The organism is Wolbachia endosymbiont (group B) of Chesias legatella, assembly GCF_964026945.1.
In the GTDB taxonomy this organism is placed as follows: domain Bacteria; phylum Pseudomonadota; class Alphaproteobacteria; order Rickettsiales; family Anaplasmataceae; genus Wolbachia.
On record NZ_OZ034711.1, the window covers coordinates 312,956 to 333,131 of the forward strand.

At 34.3% G+C, this 20,176-nt stretch carries 17 protein-coding genes, 1 tRNA gene and 1 pseudogene; 14 read left to right on the top strand and 5 right to left on the bottom strand.

Going from position 1 to position 20,176, the window contains the following annotated elements; genetic code table 11:
- Positions 1-24: 24 nt before the first annotated feature.
- Positions 25-1,002 (bottom strand): tRNA dihydrouridine synthase DusB, encoded by a 978-nt coding sequence (dusB, locus tag AAGD65_RS01465; protein WP_410530295.1) that lies wholly within the window; start codon positions 1,000-1,002, stop codon positions 25-27.
- Entirely contained in the window at positions 983-2,281 is a 1,299-nt protein-coding gene (locus AAGD65_RS01470; protein ID WP_264683063.1) for an OTU domain-containing protein, read from the bottom strand. The genes dusB and AAGD65_RS01470 overlap by 20 nt, the downstream gene beginning before the upstream one ends.
- 127 nt (positions 2,282-2,408) lie before the next feature.
- On the opposite strand from AAGD65_RS01470, the gene serS reads away from it, so the two are divergent.
- Both serS and purD read left to right on the top strand, forming a co-directional pair.
- Positions 2,409-3,689 (top strand): serine--tRNA ligase, encoded by a 1,281-nt coding sequence (serS, locus tag AAGD65_RS01475; protein WP_264683065.1) that lies wholly within the window; start codon positions 2,409-2,411, stop codon positions 3,687-3,689.
- 31 nt (positions 3,690-3,720) lie between these two features.
- Complete coding sequence (gene purD, locus AAGD65_RS01480; protein WP_264683067.1) at positions 3,721-4,992, top strand: phosphoribosylamine--glycine ligase; 1,272 nt, start codon at positions 3,721-3,723, stop codon at positions 4,990-4,992.
- A gap of 78 nt (positions 4,993-5,070) precedes the next feature.
- Here the strand turns inward: purD and AAGD65_RS01485 are convergent, their stop codons facing one another.
- The gene (locus tag AAGD65_RS01485) at positions 5,071-5,562 is read right to left on the bottom strand and encodes an RDD family protein (protein WP_341810963.1); all 492 of its coding nucleotides are present in this window, start codon (positions 5,560-5,562) and stop codon (positions 5,071-5,073) included.
- 137 nt (positions 5,563-5,699) lie between these two features.
- On the opposite strand from AAGD65_RS01485, the gene icd reads away from it, so the two are divergent.
- From icd to rho, 6 genes and pseudogenes are all read left to right on the top strand, one after another.
- A complete protein-coding gene (gene icd, locus AAGD65_RS01490) occupies positions 5,700-7,127 on the top strand; it encodes an isocitrate dehydrogenase (RefSeq protein WP_264683071.1) in 1,428 nt (475 codons plus the stop codon).
- 83 nt (positions 7,128-7,210) lie between these two features.
- Positions 7,211-8,512 carry a molecular chaperone DnaJ gene (locus tag AAGD65_RS01495; protein WP_264683072.1) on the top strand — a complete coding sequence of 434 codons (1,302 nt, stop codon included), beginning with the start codon at positions 7,211-7,213 and terminating at the stop codon, positions 8,510-8,512.
- Between the two features lie 17 nt (positions 8,513-8,529).
- Complete coding sequence (gene nth / locus AAGD65_RS01500; RefSeq protein WP_264683073.1) at positions 8,530-9,180, top strand: endonuclease III; 651 nt, start codon at positions 8,530-8,532, stop codon at positions 9,178-9,180.
- 270 nt (positions 9,181-9,450) lie between these two features.
- Positions 9,451-9,565, top strand: a pseudogene (locus AAGD65_RS01505) (IS5/IS1182 family transposase); the annotation flags it as partial.
- 114 nt (positions 9,566-9,679) lie between these two features.
- The gene (locus AAGD65_RS01510; RefSeq protein WP_010402270.1) at positions 9,680-10,285 is read left to right on the top strand and encodes a cell cycle transcriptional regulator TrcR; all 606 of its coding nucleotides are present in this window, start codon (positions 9,680-9,682) and stop codon (positions 10,283-10,285) included.
- A gap of 194 nt (positions 10,286-10,479) precedes the next feature.
- The gene (rho, locus tag AAGD65_RS01515) at positions 10,480-11,886 is read left to right on the top strand and encodes a transcription termination factor Rho (RefSeq protein ID WP_264682641.1); all 1,407 of its coding nucleotides are present in this window, start codon (positions 10,480-10,482) and stop codon (positions 11,884-11,886) included.
- Positions 11,887-12,151: 265 nt separating this feature from the next.
- Here rho and guaB read toward each other — a convergent pair whose 3' ends face one another.
- Positions 12,152-13,639 (bottom strand): IMP dehydrogenase, encoded by a 1,488-nt coding sequence (gene guaB, locus AAGD65_RS01520; protein WP_264682642.1) that lies wholly within the window; start codon positions 13,637-13,639, stop codon positions 12,152-12,154.
- A gap of 123 nt (positions 13,640-13,762) precedes the next feature.
- Entirely contained in the window at positions 13,763-14,557 is a 795-nt protein-coding gene (gene rsmA / locus AAGD65_RS01525; protein ID WP_264682643.1) for a 16S rRNA (adenine(1518)-N(6)/adenine(1519)-N(6))-dimethyltransferase RsmA, read from the bottom strand.
- Between the two features lie 77 nt (positions 14,558-14,634).
- On the opposite strand from rsmA, the gene AAGD65_RS01530 reads away from it, so the two are divergent.
- From AAGD65_RS01530 to AAGD65_RS01555, 6 genes are all read left to right on the top strand, one after another.
- Positions 14,635-14,707, top strand: a tRNA-Thr gene (locus tag AAGD65_RS01530).
- A gap of 24 nt (positions 14,708-14,731) precedes the next feature.
- Positions 14,732-15,442 (top strand): triosephosphate isomerase, encoded by a 711-nt coding sequence (locus AAGD65_RS01535; protein WP_264682644.1) that lies wholly within the window; start codon positions 14,732-14,734, stop codon positions 15,440-15,442.
- Between the two features lie 150 nt (positions 15,443-15,592).
- A complete protein-coding gene (murD, locus tag AAGD65_RS01540) occupies positions 15,593-16,948 on the top strand; it encodes a UDP-N-acetylmuramoyl-L-alanine--D-glutamate ligase (protein WP_264683074.1) in 1,356 nt (451 codons plus the stop codon).
- Between the two features lie 18 nt (positions 16,949-16,966).
- The gene (locus AAGD65_RS01545; protein WP_007301970.1) at positions 16,967-17,557 is read left to right on the top strand and encodes a COQ9 family protein; all 591 of its coding nucleotides are present in this window, start codon (positions 16,967-16,969) and stop codon (positions 17,555-17,557) included.
- 302 nt (positions 17,558-17,859) lie between these two features.
- Positions 17,860-18,339 (top strand): helix-turn-helix domain-containing protein, encoded by a 480-nt coding sequence (locus AAGD65_RS01550; protein ID WP_265042118.1) that lies wholly within the window; start codon positions 17,860-17,862, stop codon positions 18,337-18,339.
- 110 nt (positions 18,340-18,449) lie between these two features.
- On the top strand, positions 18,450-19,790 hold the full coding sequence (locus AAGD65_RS01555; protein ID WP_264683079.1) for an ankyrin repeat domain-containing protein: 1,341 nt from the start codon (positions 18,450-18,452) through the stop codon (positions 19,788-19,790).
- Positions 19,791-20,176: the final 386 nt, after the last annotated feature.

Here is a 20,176-nt window from a genome sequence, read left to right on the forward strand (position 1 = left end):
TGAGGTAGTATGTTTAATCTGTTTTTAACTAAAAAAATCAATTATATTTTCTTTCACCTCTGTGCTGTCTATTATGTTATTTACTCTTACACGAAATTCAGATGAGTTTTGAAGCCCGCTACTGTACCATCCTATATGTTTGCGGGCCATCTTTATTCCTGTATCGCTTCCATAGTACTCAAGAATACTGTCATAATGCTTGAGTATTATGCTTAATCTCTCTGAGGCTGTTGGCTCAGAAACTTTATTTCCACTCAAAAAGTTTATTGCTTGATTAATCAGCCAAGGTTTGCCGTAAGCACCACGACCTATCATTACTCCATCTGCCCCAGATTCTTTAAGTGCACTTTGAACATCATTCAAACTCTTAATATCTCCATTTACTATAACTGGAATTTTTACCTGCTCTTTAACATTTCTAACGAATTTCCAATCTGCTTGACCATTATAAAGCTGTGCCCTTGTCCTTCCATGTACAGTAATCATCTTTGCTCCCAAATCTTCTGCAATTTTTGCCAAGCGCGGAGCATTACGATTTTCGTCATTCCATCCAGTACGCATTTTTACTGTAACTGGCACACTCACTGCCTTGACTACAGCTTCTATTATCTCAGCAGCCTTTTTTTCATCACGCATAAGTGCTGATCCTGCGTAACCGTTTACAACTTTTTTAACTGGACAACCAAAATTTATATCTATGATTTTCGCACCCATGTCCTCATTTAACTTTGCAGCTTCCGCCATAATATCAGGCTCACAACCAGCAAGTTGTACAGCGGTTAGTTCATCAACTTTTGCTTTTTGCATGCTCTGGCGAGTTTGCATGATCATAGCCCTGCTTGCAATCATTTCTGAGACTAACAAACCTGCACCAAGTTTTTTTACAATACTCCTAAACGGATAATCAGTTACTCCAGACATTGGCGCTAAAATAACTGGAGAATCAATAGCCAAATTTCCTATTTGGAGGGACACAGGCTTTCTAGTCGCTAGAAAATGCATTTTTGACACCGTTATAAGCTGACATTATAACATCTTGCATAAATGAATTTGCTTTCTCTATAAGAGAAGGCTCCGCCTCTACTACCTTAGCTCTCTCGTAATGACCAGGTTTTAAGTATATTGTTTCTTGTTTTTTATTTCCCCATAGTTCGTTGTTCCGTTGATAACCTTCATTTATCATTTCAGGATTTGGCTTAAATATACCTTGATTATGTGATATATGAGGATGAAGGTGGATTTCGATATTTGCCAACGAAGCTAAGATAGGAATTTCTTCTATGAAAATAAAGTAATTTTGACTACTAATTGCCTCTAGATAAGATCTATAAATGGATTTGCCATTCAGAAAAGAATTTGTCACACTTTCGCTACTATAATTTTTGTCATATCTTCTTGTGCTGATAAGGTTATTAACAGCAAGTTCTCTTAAGTTACTACTCACTTCATTTTCAGGTAATCCTGTACTAAGTAGTTTTTTTATCAATTTTTCAACCTTTTTTTCAACCTTTTTTATTTTCTTTTTTGTGTGCTCAGCTAACTTTTCTATTTCCTTATACTTATCTGTTAGATCTCTTGGCCTGTCTAAAAACATATTAAAAACTGTCCGTAATTCAGCTCTTAAAGCAGGTGGCATTCTTTCATCATCTAAAGAATTGAATTGACTTAAAAATTTATGCCACTCTAATCTCATTTCTTGTGCTTTTTCAGCTCTATATTTACTGGAATCACCTTTCTTCGCTCCAAACACAGCATGGAAAAAGCAGTTACCGTCCCCTACAGTATAACATCGAACAACTTTTGTTTGTTTAGGTTGCTCACTTTTTGTTGAGCTGATACTAATACCACTATCTGTAGATGGAGAATAGGAATTTCTACGTACCCTCTTATCTGAATTATCTGTTTTTCTTGATATAGTATCTAGTCCACTATCCAATGATCTACATCTTGTGAATTTTTGCTCTTTTGGACTCTTTTCTTCCTTTACAGTTCCTTTTTCATCAACATAACCTTTTACCAAGTAAAATAAAGGTTCAATAACCATCTTGTATGTCGCTGCAAGCACTATTCCCATTAAGATCCAAGCTACAGGATGAAAAATTAGCATAGCAAGTGGTAAGGTTAAGAGGAAAGACCCCACTATCAGTCCCAAACAGCCAATGGTAAATGTAGTCGCCAAATATATACAAAAAGCGTAGACAGCAAATCTTCCACTAGCCTTAAGTTTAGTGAAGTGAGTACTCTCTTTAAATTCATCGTATTTTTCTATGATGCCTAACATATTATATTTTACGTTTATTAATTCTAGCAAATTATGAAGTAAAATCAATATTAGCATTTATATGTAAAAATATTGAGCATTAAAAGCTTTTGAAGTACAGTAATAATGGTTAGTAATAGCACAATATATGCATGATATAGAATATATACGTAAGAACTTTGAAGAATTTGAGAAGGCAATGAAAAGCAGGGGAATTAGAGAATTTACTGCGGAAGAGATATTAGAAATTGATCACGAGAAAAGATCATTAACCACTAAACTGCAGGATTTAAATAGGCAGCGCAATGAAATCACAGAGGAAATAAAGAAGCTTAAAATGAGCAAGAGCCCTTGTGAAGAGCAAATAGAGTTGTCAAAAGACATCACGAATGAGATAGAGGCAATTAGCTTAAAGGAACAAGCAGAAAAGGATAAGTTAGTGAATGTTTTATCTAACTTGCCGAATATTCCTGCGCAAGATGTGCCAATAGGCGCAGATGAGAACTCTAATTTAGAGGTGAGAAGATATGGAGGAAAAAGACAGTTTGATTTTGTACCGGAATCTCATTATGAACTCGGAGAAAAATTAGGTTTAATAGACTTCGAACAAGCGGCGAAAATTTCCGGATCAAGATTTGCGATATTAAAAGGACAGTTAGCTAAGCTTGGACGAGCGCTAATAAATTTTATGCTTGAAATGCATGTTAATGAATTTGGCTATACTGAAGTGTACCACCCAGCTTTGGTGAAAAACGAAGCTATGTATAATGTTGGTCAGCTACCGAAATTTTCTGACGATTCGTATTTAACTACCGACGAATTGAGATTAATTCCCACAAGTGAAGTGTTTTTAACGAATTTGGTTGCTGATAAAATAGTAGAGGAAAAAGAACTGCCTATTCGTTTTACTGCATATTCAGAATGTTTTCGTAAAGAAGCTGGCAGTGCAGGACGAGATACAAGAGGTATGATAAGGCAACACCAATTTGGTAAAGTGGAGTTGGTAAGCATCACAACTGAAGACCAGTCAAAAGACGAGCTTGAACATATGACTAGTGTTGCTGAAGAGATATTAAAAAAACTAGAATTACCGTACAGAGTAATGCTACTTTGCAGTGGCGATATGGGTTTTGCTGCACAAAAGACTTATGACATAGAGGTATGGTTACCTGAGCAAAATAAATATAGAGAAATATCAAGCTGCTCAAATTGCGGTACGTTCCAGGCAAGAAGAATGAATACTAAATACTTCTTAGAAACTGACAGAAAAACAAAAAAATACGTTCACACTTTAAACGGCTCAGCTTTAGCCATAGGAAGAACAATTGTTGCCATAATGGAGAATTATCAAAATTCCGATGGGTCAGTTACAATACCAAACGTGTTGCAAAGATACATGAGTAATGATACTGTTATAAGCAAACAATAATTTTGACATATAGAAAAGCGAGGAAATAAAGATGAAGGTTCTGGTTATAGGTTCTGGTGGGCGTGAGCATGCTTTACTTTGGGCTTTAAAGAAGTCTCCTACCTTGACTAAGTTATATGTTACTCCTGGTCGCCCGGCCATGGAAAATTTTGGAGTTCTTGTGAATATAAATATTCAAGATTCAGTGGATGTTACACAATTTTGCAAGAAAGAAAATATAGAGCTAGTGATTATTGGTCCAGAGCAGCCGATAATTAATGGGCTTGCTGATGATTTAACTGCGGAGGGGATAAACGTTTTTGCTCCAAGTCAAGCAGCTGCAAAACTTGAGGCATCAAAGTCTTTTACGAAGGAACTATGTAAACAATATGGTATACCGACCGCCAAATATGAACGTTTTATTGATGAAAGGTTAGCTAAAAATTTTGTCCGTAGTAATAAAATAAAATTGCCGCTTGTAATTAAAGCAAATGGAATTGCAGCAGGGAAAGGTGTCATAATATGCCACACAGAAAATGAGGCTTTTTCAGCAATAGATTCAATGCTAGTGGAGAAAAATCTTGGTGAGTCAGGTGAAGAAATAATCATAGAAGAGTTTTTAATTGGAGAGGAAGTAAGTTTTTTTGCTCTTATTGATGGGTTGAAGGTAGTAACCCTTGGGTGTGCAAAAGATTACAAGAGAGTTGGTGAAAATAACGAGGGACAAAATACTGGAGGCATGGGGTCATACTCATCACCTTCGATTATAAGTAAGGAGATGGAGCAAAAAATTATCCAAAAAATAATATATCCTACAATTCAAGCACTGACTAACATGGGAACATCCTATAAAGGCGTACTCTTTGCTGGTTTAATGATTTGCAAAGATAGTCCAAAGCTTCTTGAGTATAATGTTAGGTTTGGGGATCCGGAAATACAATCTATTTTACCTAGACTTGATCCAAATTGTGATTTGTTAAAGTTGATGTTGTCAGTTGCAGAAGGCAAGTTAAATACAAAAATGGTGGAGTTTAATCACAAAACTACAGTTTGTGTAGTTGTTGCAAGTAAAGGCTATCCTGGTGATTATCAAAAAGGAGAGGTAATTAAAGGATTGGATAAAATTGAAAACATTCCTGGTGTGCTAGTTTTTCATGCTGGTACTAAGTTGGATGAAAGTGGTAATTGGATTTCCGATGGCGGAAGGGTGCTAAATATAGTAGGAGAAGGAAATACTGTGGAAGAAGCTAAAAGTAAAGTGTACTCAGCGTTAAATTTTCTAGAATGGTCAGGTGGGTTCTTCAGGTATGATATTGGTAGTTAATGTTAGCTAGCAGGTAGCTCATATAGGAAAGAAAAAAGTTACTTTGCAGGCAGTAATACAGACAATTAAAGAAAAATATCAACTAGGTTTATAGTCTATTACTACTGTTTTTGCAATTTTGTCGTGAAGAAATTGTTTACGCTGGTCAAGGATTGCAAATAATATGGTTAAGATTGATACAACTATGAATAGACTAGAAATATTGAATAGTGTGTAGCAGATTATAAAATATAATACTCCAAAAACTGCTGTTCTGCTTATTGCTTGTATTAGAGTGATTTTTTCAAGTGTATTTTTGTCTTTTATATGCATACGAAGCAATAATTGTCCCGGAGTTCCGCCGAATTCTATTATCGTAAATGCATAAAATGCTAATGCCAATATTAGCGCTGTTACATTAAGAATTGTTGCGTTGTCTGAAATTATTTTAACCGCATTGGGTGTTAAAGAACCTAAGGTACATCCAACGTTAAATCCAATAAAATACTTTATCGCCGTTAATAAAATATGATCAAACGCAAATGCAAAAATGCGTCTCGTAACTCTTGCATAGCTTATTTTAGTATCCATACAACCCCACCCGCATTACTAACTGACATAAGAACATGTTATTAAATAACTGTAAATATGTCAACTTGTACAGTACTAGCTGCTTGTGCCACTATATTATTTGAATTAACATTAAATCATTTACAGTTAAGGAAGTTATGTCAACATCAGTCACAGTTGCGTATGGTGATGGTATCGGACCAGAAATTATGGAAGCGGTGCTATCGATATTGCGTGAAGCGAAAGCAAAGATTTCAGTAGATATTATTGAAATAGGAGAGTGTGTTTATAGTAAAGAATGGTCTCACGGCATTTCTCCAAGTGGTTGGGAATCTATTGAAAGGACAAAGATATTACTAAAATCTCCGACGACAACTCCTCAAGGCAAAGGGCACAAAAGCCTAAATGTGGCGCTCAGAAAGAACCTAGGGTTATATGCAAATATCAGATCATGCATTTCATATCATCCTGTTATAGAAAATAAATTCGGTAAGTTTGATATCGTAGTAATACGCGAAAATGAAGAAGATGTTTACACCGGAATAGAGCATAGGCTCACTGGTGACTCGTACCAATGCACTAAAATTATTACTAGATCTGGCTCAGAAAAAATATGCAGGTACGCTTTTGAATATGCGAAAAAACACAACAGAAAAAAAGTAACTTGCCTGACTAAAGACAACATAATGAAAATGACTGACGGCGCTTTTCATGCAGCGTTTGATCGTATTGCAAAAGAATATCCGGATATAAAGGCGGAACATTATATAGTTGATATTGGAATGGCACGTGTTGCCACAGAACCCGAGAATTTCGATGTTATAGTAACTGAAAATCTATATGGCGACATATTATCAGATATAGTGGCACAAACCTCAGGTTCTGTAGGGCTTGCAGGAAGTAGCAATATAGGTAATGAATATGCAATGTTTGAAGCAGTGCACGGTTCTGCTCCTGATATTGCAGGAAAAAACATGGCTAATCCTTCAGGGCTTTTAAATGCTGCAGTGCATATGCTAATTTACATGGGTCAAGTAGATACTGCAAAACTAATTTACGATGCGTGGATGAAGACTTTGGAGGATGGAATACACACTGCCGATTTATATAAGAAGAAAAGGAGTAAGCAGAAAGTTGGTACCAAAGAATTTGCAAAAGCTATTATAGATAATCTAGGGAAAAAACCCACAACGTTATCTGAGCTTATAATTAGCAGTGATTCGGATAGTAAAATAAATAAAGTACAAGACAATTACGAACAAGATTACAAAGTTAAAAAGCTAGTGGGTAGTGATATAACGCTTGCCTGGGACAAATCCAACAATTTTGATCAAATAGTAAGATTATTTGAATCGAGTAATCTGAAAATGATAGCAATATACTCAAAAGGACTTGCAATTTGGCCAGGAGGCTCAAAATCTTCAAGTGACCAAATAACCTGCAGGTTTATCGCAAATAATGAAAAGCAAGCTATTACAAATAGTGATGTAAATAACCTGCTAATCAAACTCGAAGAAAATAGCTTTGACGTGGTGAGAATGGATAAGTTGTATTTATATGATGAAAAAGAAGGTTTTTTCTCTTAATGATTGCTTAACATTTTTATGATTACATAAAATATATAAATAAAATATACTAAAGATATAGCTTGTTTATTTGAGATATAGTCATGGGTCAACATTTCAAGTTAACTGGTCAGGAGTTTTGTGATAATGCTGATCTGTTCAACGTATTGGAAATAGAAGCTAAGCAAGTTGTAGACAAGAATTATGAAGAGCTTAGCGCAATTTTGAAGAAGCAGCATAAGAAGTTAATTCTTGTAAATCATCCTGACAAGGGCGGAGATAAAAATAGATTTGATCAAATTTATAAAGCTTATCAAGAGCTAAAAAAGTACATTGAACCTTTGGAGTCAGGAAATCCTTGTGTTAAAGTCAGTGTTGGTGCTGAAAGTAATGGACGTTTAACGGCAAGAGAGTTTCACTATAGGAGAAAGTTGTTTAACGAGCTAAAAATCAGTGAGGAAGAAGCTGTAGGTAAAGATTTTGATGGGTTGATTGCTATACTAAAAAGAAATGATTGTTCGTTTGGAGAAGACCTAAAAAGCTATAATGAACTTCAGGCTCAAATAGGGAGGATTTTGCTAAATCCAAATTTAGATAATTTTCAGAGGAGTGTACAAAATGCAAAGTTAATGCAAGAGTTATATCAATATATAGCAAAGCCAAGCATACAATTATTCAATTATATTACTCCTCTAAAAGAAAAGAGAAGCCTAATTGAAGAAGATAAAAAGACATTAGCATTGAAATTTATAGAGCGCAAAAATGCTCTAATGTTAGTACCAAAAATAAGTTTTCTGCCTTTAGCTCTATTAACTACAGTTACTATAGGTTGCTATTTTTCATGGTGGATCATAGCATTTAATATCATTGGTAATAAAGTCATTGGTTCATTAGTGAATTATTATATGGAAAAGTATAAAAATTCAGAAATTTCCACTGATGAATTCATAAGTAAAATGAACTATATCGCGCTAGGCAGTAAGCTTCTTATCAACTATCCTTTAACTGCTTTTTCTGTTTATTTAGTTACAATAAATTTCATTGCTAATGGATTAACTGTTGGTGGAGCTGTACTTGGTCCACTATTGTTATTGGCAGTATTAATTGAAGCATTAGCTCCTATTTTCTCAAAAAGCTGTGAAATATATGCCGAGAAGCACGCAAAAGATTTATTAGAGGAAGATCCAAGAGATAGAGTGCAAAAGGAGACTGATCTGTTAGGACGGTATGATCCACTAAGGCTATTAATACCGATAATTATGCCTCTTGTTAGAAAATGTTTTGCAGAAGTGGCAAGCGAGTTTGCTGAAAGGAATTTTGATGAGGTAAAAACTGATATGTCTGATGTTAATATTGAAGGACTATCTAATCCTCAAGCAATTGAATTTGCACAGCAAACAGTATAGTATAAGCTTTTAGCTCTATGAATGGACTCAAAAAAAGTAGATTAATATTTGAAAAATTTCAACAGTCAAATCCTGCGCCAAAAATAGAGCTAAATTATACCAATCATTTTACGTTATTAGTTGCAATAGTTCTGTCAGCGCGGACGACCGATATAAGTGTTAATAAAATTACAAAGGAGCTATTTAGTATCGCTGATACGCCAGAAAAAATGTTGAATCTTGGGCAAAGTGAGCTGAGAAAATGCATAAGCAGTATTGGTTTATATAATTCTAAAGCAAAAAATATAATCGGGCTCAGTAAAATATTGATTGAGAGGTACAATAGCAAAGTGCCTACTAATTTCGATGATTTGGTATCTTTACCAGGGGTTGGGAGAAAGAGCGCTAATGTGTTCTTAAATTCAGGGCTTGGTATTCCAACATTGGCAGTTGATACTCACGTTTTTAGAGTGAGCAATAGAGTTGGGCTTGTGAAAGAAAAAGATGTACTTAAAACAGAGCAGTCTCTTTTGAATGTAGTGCCAAAAAAATACCTACTTTATGCTCATCATTGGCTAGTTTTACACGGTAGATATGTTTGTAAAGCGCAAAAACCTTCGTGTGAAACATGCATAATTCATGATTTATGTGAGTTTGAATGCAAGAGGTTAGTATCTCTTCTTTTTTAATTCAAGTAGCTCACAGAGGTGAAAAAGATTACTTTACACATTTTCCTTATCATAAGACTGAAGGTATTTTATTATCTTCAATCTGTGCAGATTAAACGACAAAAGTATTATACAGTTGGCGTCTTATTTTTAATTTTTTGCACTATGTGCACCTTATGTCTTCACAATATTTCTAGGTTTTACCTACATAAGCTGAAACGAGCTTATAAAACGTTTAAGACAGTATAGAACGCCAATTTTCAGGATTAGAGAGTAACAACTAGCTAACGTGAGAGATCTTTTGCCTGGTTGGAAAAATGTAGGCGACTTTGGAAAAATTGCGAGCGTAAACTTAATACTAGCCTACAAATTTGCTTTTACTTCTTTCCTCCTCAAAAGATTATGAACAAGTTCTAAGAGATAAGAAATATAAACCAAAAAGCCATTGGATGACAAAGTTAATGCTTTTTTAGTTTTAATGGTTTATATTTTATTTCTATAACAGTAAAGGAATATTAAAATGGGAGATGTTTTTTCGATGTCAATGGAATCTTCTAAAGACAATAAAGATAGAAATGAACAATTTCTCATGCAAGTAGCTGCTTGGTTGGTTGATAACACTAGCTTAACTTTTGATCAAATAGCACAATGTTGCAAGTTATCCCTTGAAAAAGTACAAGACATAGCTGATGAGGAAATAGAAGTTGAAAAGTATGACCCTATTATTTCTGAAATAATTACTGAAAAAGAAATCGATAATTGCAAAAAAAATCCAAATCGTGTACCAAATTTGATTATAAAAAATATAAAAAAAAGGGCAAAGACGATTAGCTTTCTTGCCTTTGCTTCCACAGCAAGGCGTAGAGATAAACCTAATGCGATTTATTATTTGGTAAAAAAATTTCCTATCTTGAACAATAATGTGATAGCTAAGCTAGTTAGTACAACAAATTACACAGTTGAGCAGGTAAGAGATGGATCTCATCATAACATACTCAATATCAAACCTCAAGATCCTGTACTACTTGGTTTATGTAGCCAGGAAAATTTAGAAGCGGAAGTAGAAAAAGCGAAAGTAGAAGAAGAGAAGAAACAAAGATTAAAAAATATAAATAATAGCTATTGATGATTCTCAAATTCTTGTACTTTGTTAATATTAAATTGACTTGACTTGTTAGTTTTTATCAGTATAATGTAAGTAAAGTATCTAGTTTAATAATAATTAAGTCTAAATACGCACTAAAAACTAGCTCAGCCTAATTTATTGTTTTATATTCACATTTTAGGTTAGTAAGCATCAATTAAAATTTTTGGAGGATTATGACAACAATCAATGAAGATGTCTTAGCAAAAGGAGAGGTTGTAGGTCAACCTGAAAAAAGCGAACAAATTCATAATGCTGACGCAGCAAAACAAATGACCAGTGAAGGTGCTGAAAAAAACAAGAAAACATTGGACCTGAGCGAATTGAAAGAGAAAACAGCAGAAGAATTGTTAGAGCTAGCTGAAGAAAGAAAAATTTCAACTAGTGGTAAAGGCAATGGCAGGATGCTAAAACAGGAAATGATATTCAGTTTAATGAAGAAAATGAGTGAAGAAGGAGGCATAACCACAGGAAGTGGAGTAGTGGAAATATTGCCTGATGGTTTTGGTTTCTTACGTTCATCAAGTGCAAATTATGCTCCAAGTACCGATGATGTTTATATTTCCAATGGCCAAATAAAGAAGTTTAATTTACGTACAGGAGATATGGCATGTGGAGAAATAAGGCCACCTGGTGATAAGGAAAGATATTTTACTTTAACTAAGGTTCACAGTATAAACTCTACTGAAATCAGTGAATTAAGAAAGTACGTACACTTTGATAATTTGCTTCCGCTTTATCCTGAAAAAAGCCTCATCCTTGAAAACAACAGTAGCGGAGATAATAAAAAAGATATAAACATGCGTGCTGTAGATATAGTTACACCTCTTGGAAAAGGACAAAGAGCATTGATAGTTGCTCCACCTCGTACAGGAAAAACGATATTGCTTCAGCAAATGGCTCACTCTATAGCTACAAATCATCCTGAAATAGAACTAATAGTATTACTTATAGATGAAAGACCCGAAGAGGTGACAGATATGATACGCTCTGTAAAGGGTGAAGTGGTAAGCTCTACATTTGATGAACCTGCCTACCGTCATGTCCAACTTGCTGAAATAGTAATAGAAAAAGCTAAAAGAATGGTTGAACACAAAAAAGATGTAGTGATTTTGCTTGATTCTATAACTCGCCTTGCACGTGCTTATAATGCAGTCATTCCTTCGTCTGGAAAGGTTCTAACCGGTGGTGTAGATTCAAATGCGCTGCAAAGACCAAAACGCTTTTTTGGAGCAGCTCGTAATATTGAAAATGGTGGTTCTTTGACAATCATCGCTACAGCCCTTATAGAAACTGGTTCAAAAATGGATGATGTTATTTTTGAAGAGTTTAAAGGCACAGGTAATGCTGAAATTATACTAGATAGAAAACTTGCTGATAAACGTATATTCCCTGCTATTGATATTACAAAATCCGGAACAAGGAAGGAAGAGCTATTAGTTGATAAGGCCATACTAAATAAAATATGGGTATTGCGTAGGATACTTAACCCTATGGGATCTGTTGAAGCAATGGAGTTTTTACGTGACAAATTACTTTTAACAAAGAGCAATGCTGACTTTTTTAACTCCATGAATCACTAAAAGTAAGCCAATTCTGATGGAGCAAAAAAGCAAAGCTCTCTTATAGCTAAAATAATTTGGATTTATCAAAATATATTAAGCTGGCAATCTACCTTAAGTTGCTATTCCAACTTATAGCACTGATTTTGATCAAAAATTTTATGTAGTCAGTTTATTTACAATCGATTTTCCAGTGTCAGCCACTTAGATGACATCTTTTTGACTCTTAATATTAATATCAATTGTGTACCAGTGTTGAAATGACCCACTCAAAAGGGGATTGTATTTACTCTGAATCAGATGATAAATTAGATGCTTGGTAAGCGTAATTTGGAGCTTCCTGTGTAATGATTATATCATGAGCATGACTTTCTCTTAACCCTGATGAAGTAATAGTGACAAATTTGCAGTTTTTTTTCATCTCTTCTATATTACGGTTGCCAGTGTAACCCATTGCAGCTTGCAACCCACCAATTAACTGACAGATCACTCCTGAAGCTGGACCTTTAAAAGGAACTCTTGCTTCTACTCCTTGTGGGACTAAATCAAGTTTTGAATCTTGAAAATAACGGCTAGCTGACCCTCGTTTCATTGCACTAATAGATCCCATTCCTCGATATTCCTTATATGCTCTACCCTTATACATGATAATCTCACCTGGGCTTTCCTCAGTACCAGCAAAGATTGAACCTATCATCACAGTATCAGCACCAGCTGCAATAGCTTTTGCAACATCTCCCGAATATTTTATTCCACCATCAGCAATTAGTCTGACGTTTTTTGCTCTACACACCTCTGCAACATTCTTGATTGCAGAGAATTGCGGCATACCAACACCTGTAACTATTCTGGTAGTACAAATTGATCCGGGCCCTATTCCAACCTTTACTGCATCAACACCAGCATCAATTAACGCTTCAGCAGCCTCCTTTGTTGTAATATTTCCGCCGATTAATTGCGTATTCGGATACATCTTTTTTATTTCCTTAATGGTGCTGATAACGTTCTCGGAATGACCGTGAGCGGTATCTACAATAACCACATCAACTTCTTCTTCGACCAAAGCTTCACATCTTTCTATACCGTCTTTTTTACCAGTACCAATTGCAGCGGCAACTCTGAGTCGACCTTTACTGTCTTTACATGAATTTGGATATCTATTGTATTTTTCGATGTCTTTAACTGTGATTAGACCTATGCAACAAGAATTTTCATCAACAACCAAAAGCTTCTCTATTCTATTTGCATGCAACAATTTCATTGCTGAGGCGCTGTTTACTGCCTGCTCTCGAACTGTTACTAACTTATCTTTTGTCATTACCTCGGAAACTTTTATATTCATGTTCTGGTCTTCAATAAACCTCACATCTCGATTAGTTAAAATTCCCACTAACTTGCGTTGATCAACTACAGGAATGCCGGAATAATTATACTCTCTCATTAATGAAACTGCTTCTGCAACCGTTTTATCTGGGGAAATTGTAATTGGGTTATACACGATCCAGCTTTCATATTTTTTCACCCTTCTTACTTCTACAACTTGTTCATCTATTGATAAATTCTTATGTATGCAACCTATTCCACCATGTTGGGCAATAGCTATTGCAAAGCCTGATTCAGTGACAGTGTCCATTGCAGAGGATATGAGAGGGATATTTAGTTCTATATTATTTGTTAAATAAGTTTTTGTATCTGCATCACGAGGCAATACATCAGAATAGGCCGGCAAGAGAAGTACATCGTCAAACGAATAACAAGCTTCCATTTTTTTCATATGCTTTATTTAAAGCTTATACGCCAATTAATGAAATTGCAATAGAGCTTTTGCAAAATTAGCCTGGCTCCAGCTATTTTTAGATCAAAATAGGATAGAAGAGGGATGTAGCTCCTAATATATTTATCGCAAAATTACATTATTTGCTAGCAAACAGAACTGCTCAATAGTTAAGCTTTCTGGACGTTCGTCTCCACTCAGTTTAGCATTCTCAAGAATAGTTGAGACATCACTAGTTATACTTTGCAAGCTATTTCTCAGCATCTTTCTTCTTTGAGCGAACACAGCACGTGTTAGCTTTGTTAAGGTTTCTAAATTTACTGCAAATCTTGGAGTGGGTAAAGGTTTTACTGTAATTACTGAAGAATATACTTTTGGTCTTGGAAAAAATTCCTTAGGTTCAATATCAAATTCCTTTTTTATGTCGCATAGTAACTGGCTTAGCACTGATAGGGAACCATAATCTTTAGAATTAGGTTCTGCTGTAATACGCTCTGCTACCTCCTTTTGGAACATTAACGTCAAATTCGTAAAAAATTTTATATTATTTAACCACTTTAAAAATAACGCTACTGAGATATTGTAAGGCAAGTTAGCAATGACTTTGACTGGACATTCTACCAGCTCTTTTTCTACAACATTAAGTGCATCTGCTTCTATAATTCTATATTTTCCCTGATGCTCATTTAGCAATTGTTCGTGATGTTTCACTAAACTACTATCTTTTTCTATAGAAAGTAGAAACTTTGGATTATACGCCAATATTTCCCTGGTTAACGCACCATATCCAGGACCAATTTCAATAACATTAAAATCTTTCAGGCTACCAGCTAAGGCAACTATTCTTTTTGTTATCTCATTCGATAAAATAAAATTTTGCCCTAGACTCTTTTTTGGCTTCAGTAAAAATTTTCTCATATCATCTTATTATGCAGTTTTTTAAAAATTAGTTGACGAAAATTCATCAATAATTGTATATTGTCAGTGTATTTAATGCCGGCTTAGCTCAATTGGTAGAGCAACTGACTTGTAATCAGTAGGTTGTCAGTTCAAGTCCGACAGCCGGCACTCTTATCCATACAAGTAAAGTTGATGTCCTTTTTAATAGTAGCAAATTGGAAAATGAATGGAACACGTTCTTCATTTGTTGACTTTATAGGCAAACTTAACAACAAGAGCAACGAAATTACCTCTAAATTAGTAATTTGCCCTCCTTTTACATCATTTCCAAGCAGTATAGAGTTGAACAATAATATTAAAATAGGAGGACAGAATTGCCATCATAAAGAGTTTGGTTCTTACACAGGTGAAATTAGTGCAGGAATGTTGAAGGAACTAGGATGTAGTTACGTAATACTTGGACATTCTGAAAGGGCTCATGAAAAAGATAGTGAAATAAAACTTAAATCGAAAACAGCAATAGAATCAGGATTACACCCAATCATCTGTGTAGGTGAAAACTCAGAAGATTATAAAAATAAAAAAACAAAAGAAGTAATAGAATATCAATGCAAAAACCGTTTGCCAACACAAGGTGAATATACCATAGCATACGAACCGATATGGGCAATAGGAACAGGAAATGTGCCAAATAATGACGCAATTGCTGAGGTGATAGAGATAATAAAATTGTGTACTGGTAAAAAACACATTATATATGGTGGCTCAGTCAGCTCAGAAAATATAGGAAACTTGCTCAGTATTCCAAATCTATTAGGAGTTTTAATTGGTAGTGCAAGCTTAGATTTTGATCACTTTTATCAAATTATACAACAAGTCGAGAAAAAATTTTCTCTTAATTAATTCTAAAGGATAAATACTCTTATTGTAATGGTAAGGGAGTTGGCAAAATGTGTCAAGGAGTTTTCTATTGGCTAAGGTTGTGACAATAAAGTTAAGCACTGCCAAAAACTATGGAAGAAGTCATTATAATTTGTATTATATCTTTATAAAATGGTTCGCATAAGTTATCTAGAAGTGCAACTAAACAAATACAAAAATCAAAGTGTTGCGGTTTTCGGCCTTGGTAAAACTGGTTTGTCCGTTATTAATGCTCTAACAAAAAGCAGTGCAAAAATATATGCATGGGATGATAATAAAGAGCAAATAGCAAATGCAAAAAAGATATATAAAGAGTGTAACTTTACTCATCCCAATGAGTATAATTGGCATGAGATAAGCACACTAATTTTGAGCCCTGGAGTGCCAATACCAACGCATTGGGTAGTAAAACTTGCAAGAAGCTTTGACTGCAAAATAAAATCAGACATTGAGCTATTTCTTGAAACTAAAACTACAAGCCAGAAGGTTGTAGGCATCACTGGAACAAATGGCAAATCAACCACCACGTCACTAATAGGGCACATATTAAAATCCACAGGGAAAAAAGTAGCTATTGGCGGGAATTTAGGTGTGCCTATTTTGGATTTAGAAAGAGATGCAGAAATTTATGTAATTGAATTCTCCTCTTTTCAATTGGAGCTAATAAATAAAATTAATGTAGACATTTCTGTATTGCTCAACATCACACCAGACCACATAGATAGACATGGAAGTATGAATAACTACATAGCAACTAAATTAAAACTGATAAACAGTAGCAAGATTGCCGTGATAGGATGTGATAACAAAATTACCGCTGATGTATTCAATAAATTCACTGGGAACAAAATTCCAATCTCAGCTTCGATGTCACCCTCTTTGTCATCCCAGTGCCTAGGCACTGGGAAACTAGAGAATCATAGCTTATCAGTAAGCGACGTGAAAATAAACCTAGTATCCAATGTAGAAAATATAGTAGCTGCACACGCTGTGTGCAAGTTACTTGGAGTAGATAGCAGCACTATTGTCAATGAAATCAAATCCTTTCCAGGGCTAAGACACAGAAATGAATTTCTTGGCAAAATACATAATGTACTTTTTATCAACGATAGCAAAGCAACCAATGCAGAATCGACCGAAAAGTCAATTTTATCTTATAAAAACATATATTGGATTGTTGGCGGAAAAAGCAAAAAAGGCGGAATAGAATCATTAAGCAAGCATTTCACCAAGATTAGAAAAGCTTTTCTTATTGGAGAATCAACTGAAGTTTTTGCAAACATTATGGAGAACAAAATAGATTATATGAAGTGCTATAATCTAGAAAACGCATTTAAACTGGCTTTTGAAGAGGCCATAAATAGCAAAGAAGAAGTAGCGATATTACTTTCTCCTGCATGTTCTTCTTTTGATCAGTGGAAAAATTTTGAAGAGCGCGGTGAAGCATTTTGCAGAATGTTTGAAAATCTCAGGTATAATTATATGTGATGTTTAGTATAATATTGTATGGAACAAAAGTTAATAGTAGATGAGCTGATTAAGGTTATTCCATTTGAAGGAATAAGTGATGCAACCTTATTGAAAGTGTGCACGAACCTTAACCTAGCCAATAGTTTTTGTAAATTTCAAAATGGAATATATAGTGCTTTGGAGTACATAGCAGAGGACTTAAATAGCTCAATGGAAACTGAACTTTGGAATTCCAATTTAGAAGATATGAAGGTAAGAGAGCGGATAAAGTTAGCTGTCCAAATACGCCTTTCAAACTATGCTAAGTTACAAAATTACAGAGAGTTTTTAAAAAATGTTTTATCATTCTCTATATTACCCCAAAATACATATTTTTCTAGTAAACTCTTGTACAGAACTGTTAGCGCGATTTGGTATGGCATTCATGATCAATCAACAGATTTTAACTACTATACAAAAAGAGCAATATTAGCTGGAGTGTACTTAAGTACGATACTTTTTTTTATCAATGATTATTCAGAAGATTTTGCAGATACCCTGTCGTTTCTTGACAAACGTATCAACAATGTCATGACATTTCAAAAGTTTAAAACCCGTTTGAATAGAATGGTAAGAAACTTCTTATAGCCTCTTTACTTATACGAGTTACTCGTATTTATACCTAAAGCTGCCTTGATTTTTATGTTAAGATAATTGAACATCCACTAACAGTGAGCTTAACAAAGAACTTGATTGAAAGCAATACATTAGAAAGTAGTTTTGCTGGAAACTTGAAGTAGACAGAATTGATACACATAAAGCTGATCCATGTACAAAAGTATCTGTTCAAATACACGACTAATGCTGTGTGATCCATAGAGGTTATTACAATAAGAATGTAAGATCAAATAGAAATTTGGATTTGCAGTAGTTTATAGACCTTATTACAATTGCAAAGGATAAATTCTAGGGTTAAACTACGTCTGAGTTGGATAAAACTATACAAAGAGTTGGGTCATGCAGGAAAGGTATGTCAGCATTATGGTATTTCACGTTTTACCTTACGTAAATGGTACAAACGTTATGAAGAGTTAGGTGAAAAAGGATTAGTAGATCTCAGTAGTAAGCCTAAAACTTCACCTTTGCAAAAGATCAATGACTCAGATGAGCAGCTTATTCTTCATCTAAGACAAACTAGAAAGCTAGGGGCAAGGCGTATTCAAACCGAGTTAAGACGTCTATATGATTTATCCTTGTCATTGGCTACTATACACAAAATTTTCAAAAAACATGATGTAAGTCTTCTGCATGTTAAACGTCATTATCGCAAACAGGTCAAGCGTTATAACTGTAAAGTACCTGGAGAGCGTGTGCAGATGGATGTGTGCAAAATATCGTCAGGGCTTTATTCAGGAAATTGTGGACTTTAATATATCGGAATTTAGTAACTTCAATAAATTGTGATATATCTCTTACAGATTCATTCAAACTTAATTAAGTGGGAGTATTGTTAATGCGAAAAGGGTTTAATTAAAATGGTATGGCGTGTGAGGAAGACATACATCAATTGGTAGAAAGTGGATTTGATATTAACTCAAAAGATGTAAGCGGAGTCACTCTCTTGCATAAGTTTACAAAAGAAGGCGATTTAGTTGGAGTAAAATCATTATTAGAGCACGAAGCTGACTTTAATGTTGTGGACAATGAAAATAGAAATCCACTGCATTATGCTATTATGCATGGACACAAAAAAATTGCTAAACTTCTTGTTAATCAATTGACAATTAATTCTAGAGATAAAAATGGATTTACTCCACTTCACCTTGCTACACTACAAGATGACACAGAATTAATGGATTTTTTAATAACAAAAGGCGCAAAAGTTAATGAAAAAGATGCTGAGGAAGGCTATACTCCTCTTCACATAGCTTCATTATACGGTTCTAAAAAGAGCGTCCAGATTTTAATTGATAGCGGAGCAAATCTTGAATGTGAAGATAACAACTTTCGTACTCCTTTATTTTTGACCATTTATCAATGTACTACACATTATGAAAGTAGAGCAGAGATTATAGAATATCTGATAAAGAAAGGTGCAAACATAGAAGCAAAAGATGCAGAAAATAATACTACGCTTTTTCTAGCAGCATATAACAACAAAATGCAACTGGTAAAGCTTATTGTAAAGCAAGCAAAAGCTAAGTTAAAAGAGTTTATTTGCACAAAAAATAAACATGGTTTTGATGCACTGGATTGCGCTATTAAGCATAATAATAGGCAAATGGTAACATTTCTTGTTTCAAAGGGAATAGAAGCAGATGACCAAGATTGTAGCGGTAACACCAGGTTACATAAAGCTAGCTATAATGGTGATACTAAAGCAGTTAAGTTCTTATTGGAGCTTAAGGTAAACGTTAATGCCGTCACTAGATGCAACAGAACTCCTCTGCTACTTGCAGCTAAAAAAGGCCATGTAGAAATTGTAAGAATGTTGTTAGCAGTAAAAGCCAATATGAATATTTGTGATCAACAAGGTTTTTCACCTCTGCATCTTACTATTCAAAAGGATTATTTTGATATAGCTCAGCTATTAATAGAAAAAGGGGCAATTAATTGTAGTAATGATTATACTGCAATAGATATGTTTATTGACAAGGCTCATAGCAAAAAAAATATTGAAGAAAATTACAAAAAATTTTGTAGGTTTTTGATGCTTTACTTGAAAGAGCTACATAGTAAACACAAAGCCTTTTGTGTACTTTCAATCCTAGCTCTAAGCTTAACAATTATAGGTTTACCATTTATTTTCAAGCCTATTATTAAATATAGAGAAAGAAGTAAAATATATAAAAAAATTAGGGCTATGCTGATTTATATTTAAGTATAACAGGAGAACTAAGCTAATATATGACAATTATCTGCTCGATAAAAATGGAATTAAATGTATCCGTTTAGCAGAGTGGCAAAATAAAATAGACAAAACCATAAAAATAAATGGTGTCATGCAATTTGAGCTTCGGCATAGATCCCACATAAATTTTTTGGTACATATTTTTTCAACATTAATTTCGTATTCCATTCAAAGAATATTAATATTGGCATATAAGTATGAATATTATGCTAATATAATTACTTTTTAGGTATACATGGCAAATTTATGCCTGGAAACAGTTTTTCCTACACTTTCTTTATAAAAATCACAGGCGCCTGTTATTAGCTAAAGTAAAGGTCAAGTATCTGGAATTCTGGACATAAAATCCTCCTGTA

Excerpts from the sequence above, each read along its gene's own strand:
- dusB (WP_410530295.1), bottom strand. The coding sequence starts at position 1,002 with ATGCATTTTCTAGCGACTAGAAAGCCTGTGTCCCTCCAAATAGGAAAT.
- AAGD65_RS01470 (WP_264683063.1), bottom strand. The coding sequence starts at position 2,281 with ATGTTAGGCATCATAGAAAAATACGATGAATTTAAAGAGAGTACTCAC.
- serS (WP_264683065.1), top strand. The coding sequence starts at position 2,409 with ATGCATGATATAGAATATATACGTAAGAACTTTGAAGAATTTGAGAAG.
- purD (WP_264683067.1), top strand. The coding sequence starts at position 3,721 with ATGAAGGTTCTGGTTATAGGTTCTGGTGGGCGTGAGCATGCTTTACTT.
- AAGD65_RS01485 (WP_341810963.1), bottom strand. The coding sequence starts at position 5,562 with ATGGATACTAAAATAAGCTATGCAAGAGTTACGAGACGCATTTTTGCA.
- icd (WP_264683071.1), top strand. The coding sequence starts at position 5,700 with ATGTCAACATCAGTCACAGTTGCGTATGGTGATGGTATCGGACCAGAA.
- AAGD65_RS01495 (WP_264683072.1), top strand. The coding sequence starts at position 7,211 with ATGGGTCAACATTTCAAGTTAACTGGTCAGGAGTTTTGTGATAATGCT.
- nth (WP_264683073.1), top strand. The coding sequence starts at position 8,530 with ATGAATGGACTCAAAAAAAGTAGATTAATATTTGAAAAATTTCAACAG.
- AAGD65_RS01510 (WP_010402270.1), top strand. The coding sequence starts at position 9,680 with ATGGGAGATGTTTTTTCGATGTCAATGGAATCTTCTAAAGACAATAAA.
- rho (WP_264682641.1), top strand. The coding sequence starts at position 10,480 with ATGACAACAATCAATGAAGATGTCTTAGCAAAAGGAGAGGTTGTAGGT.
- guaB (WP_264682642.1), bottom strand. The coding sequence starts at position 13,639 with ATGAAAAAAATGGAAGCTTGTTATTCGTTTGACGATGTACTTCTCTTG.
- rsmA (WP_264682643.1), bottom strand. The coding sequence starts at position 14,557 with ATGAGAAAATTTTTACTGAAGCCAAAAAAGAGTCTAGGGCAAAATTTT.
- AAGD65_RS01535 (WP_264682644.1), top strand. The coding sequence starts at position 14,732 with ATGTCCTTTTTAATAGTAGCAAATTGGAAAATGAATGGAACACGTTCT.
- murD (WP_264683074.1), top strand. The coding sequence starts at position 15,593 with ATGGTTCGCATAAGTTATCTAGAAGTGCAACTAAACAAATACAAAAAT.
- AAGD65_RS01545 (WP_007301970.1), top strand. The coding sequence starts at position 16,967 with ATGGAACAAAAGTTAATAGTAGATGAGCTGATTAAGGTTATTCCATTT.
- AAGD65_RS01555 (WP_264683079.1), top strand. The coding sequence starts at position 18,450 with ATGGCGTGTGAGGAAGACATACATCAATTGGTAGAAAGTGGATTTGAT.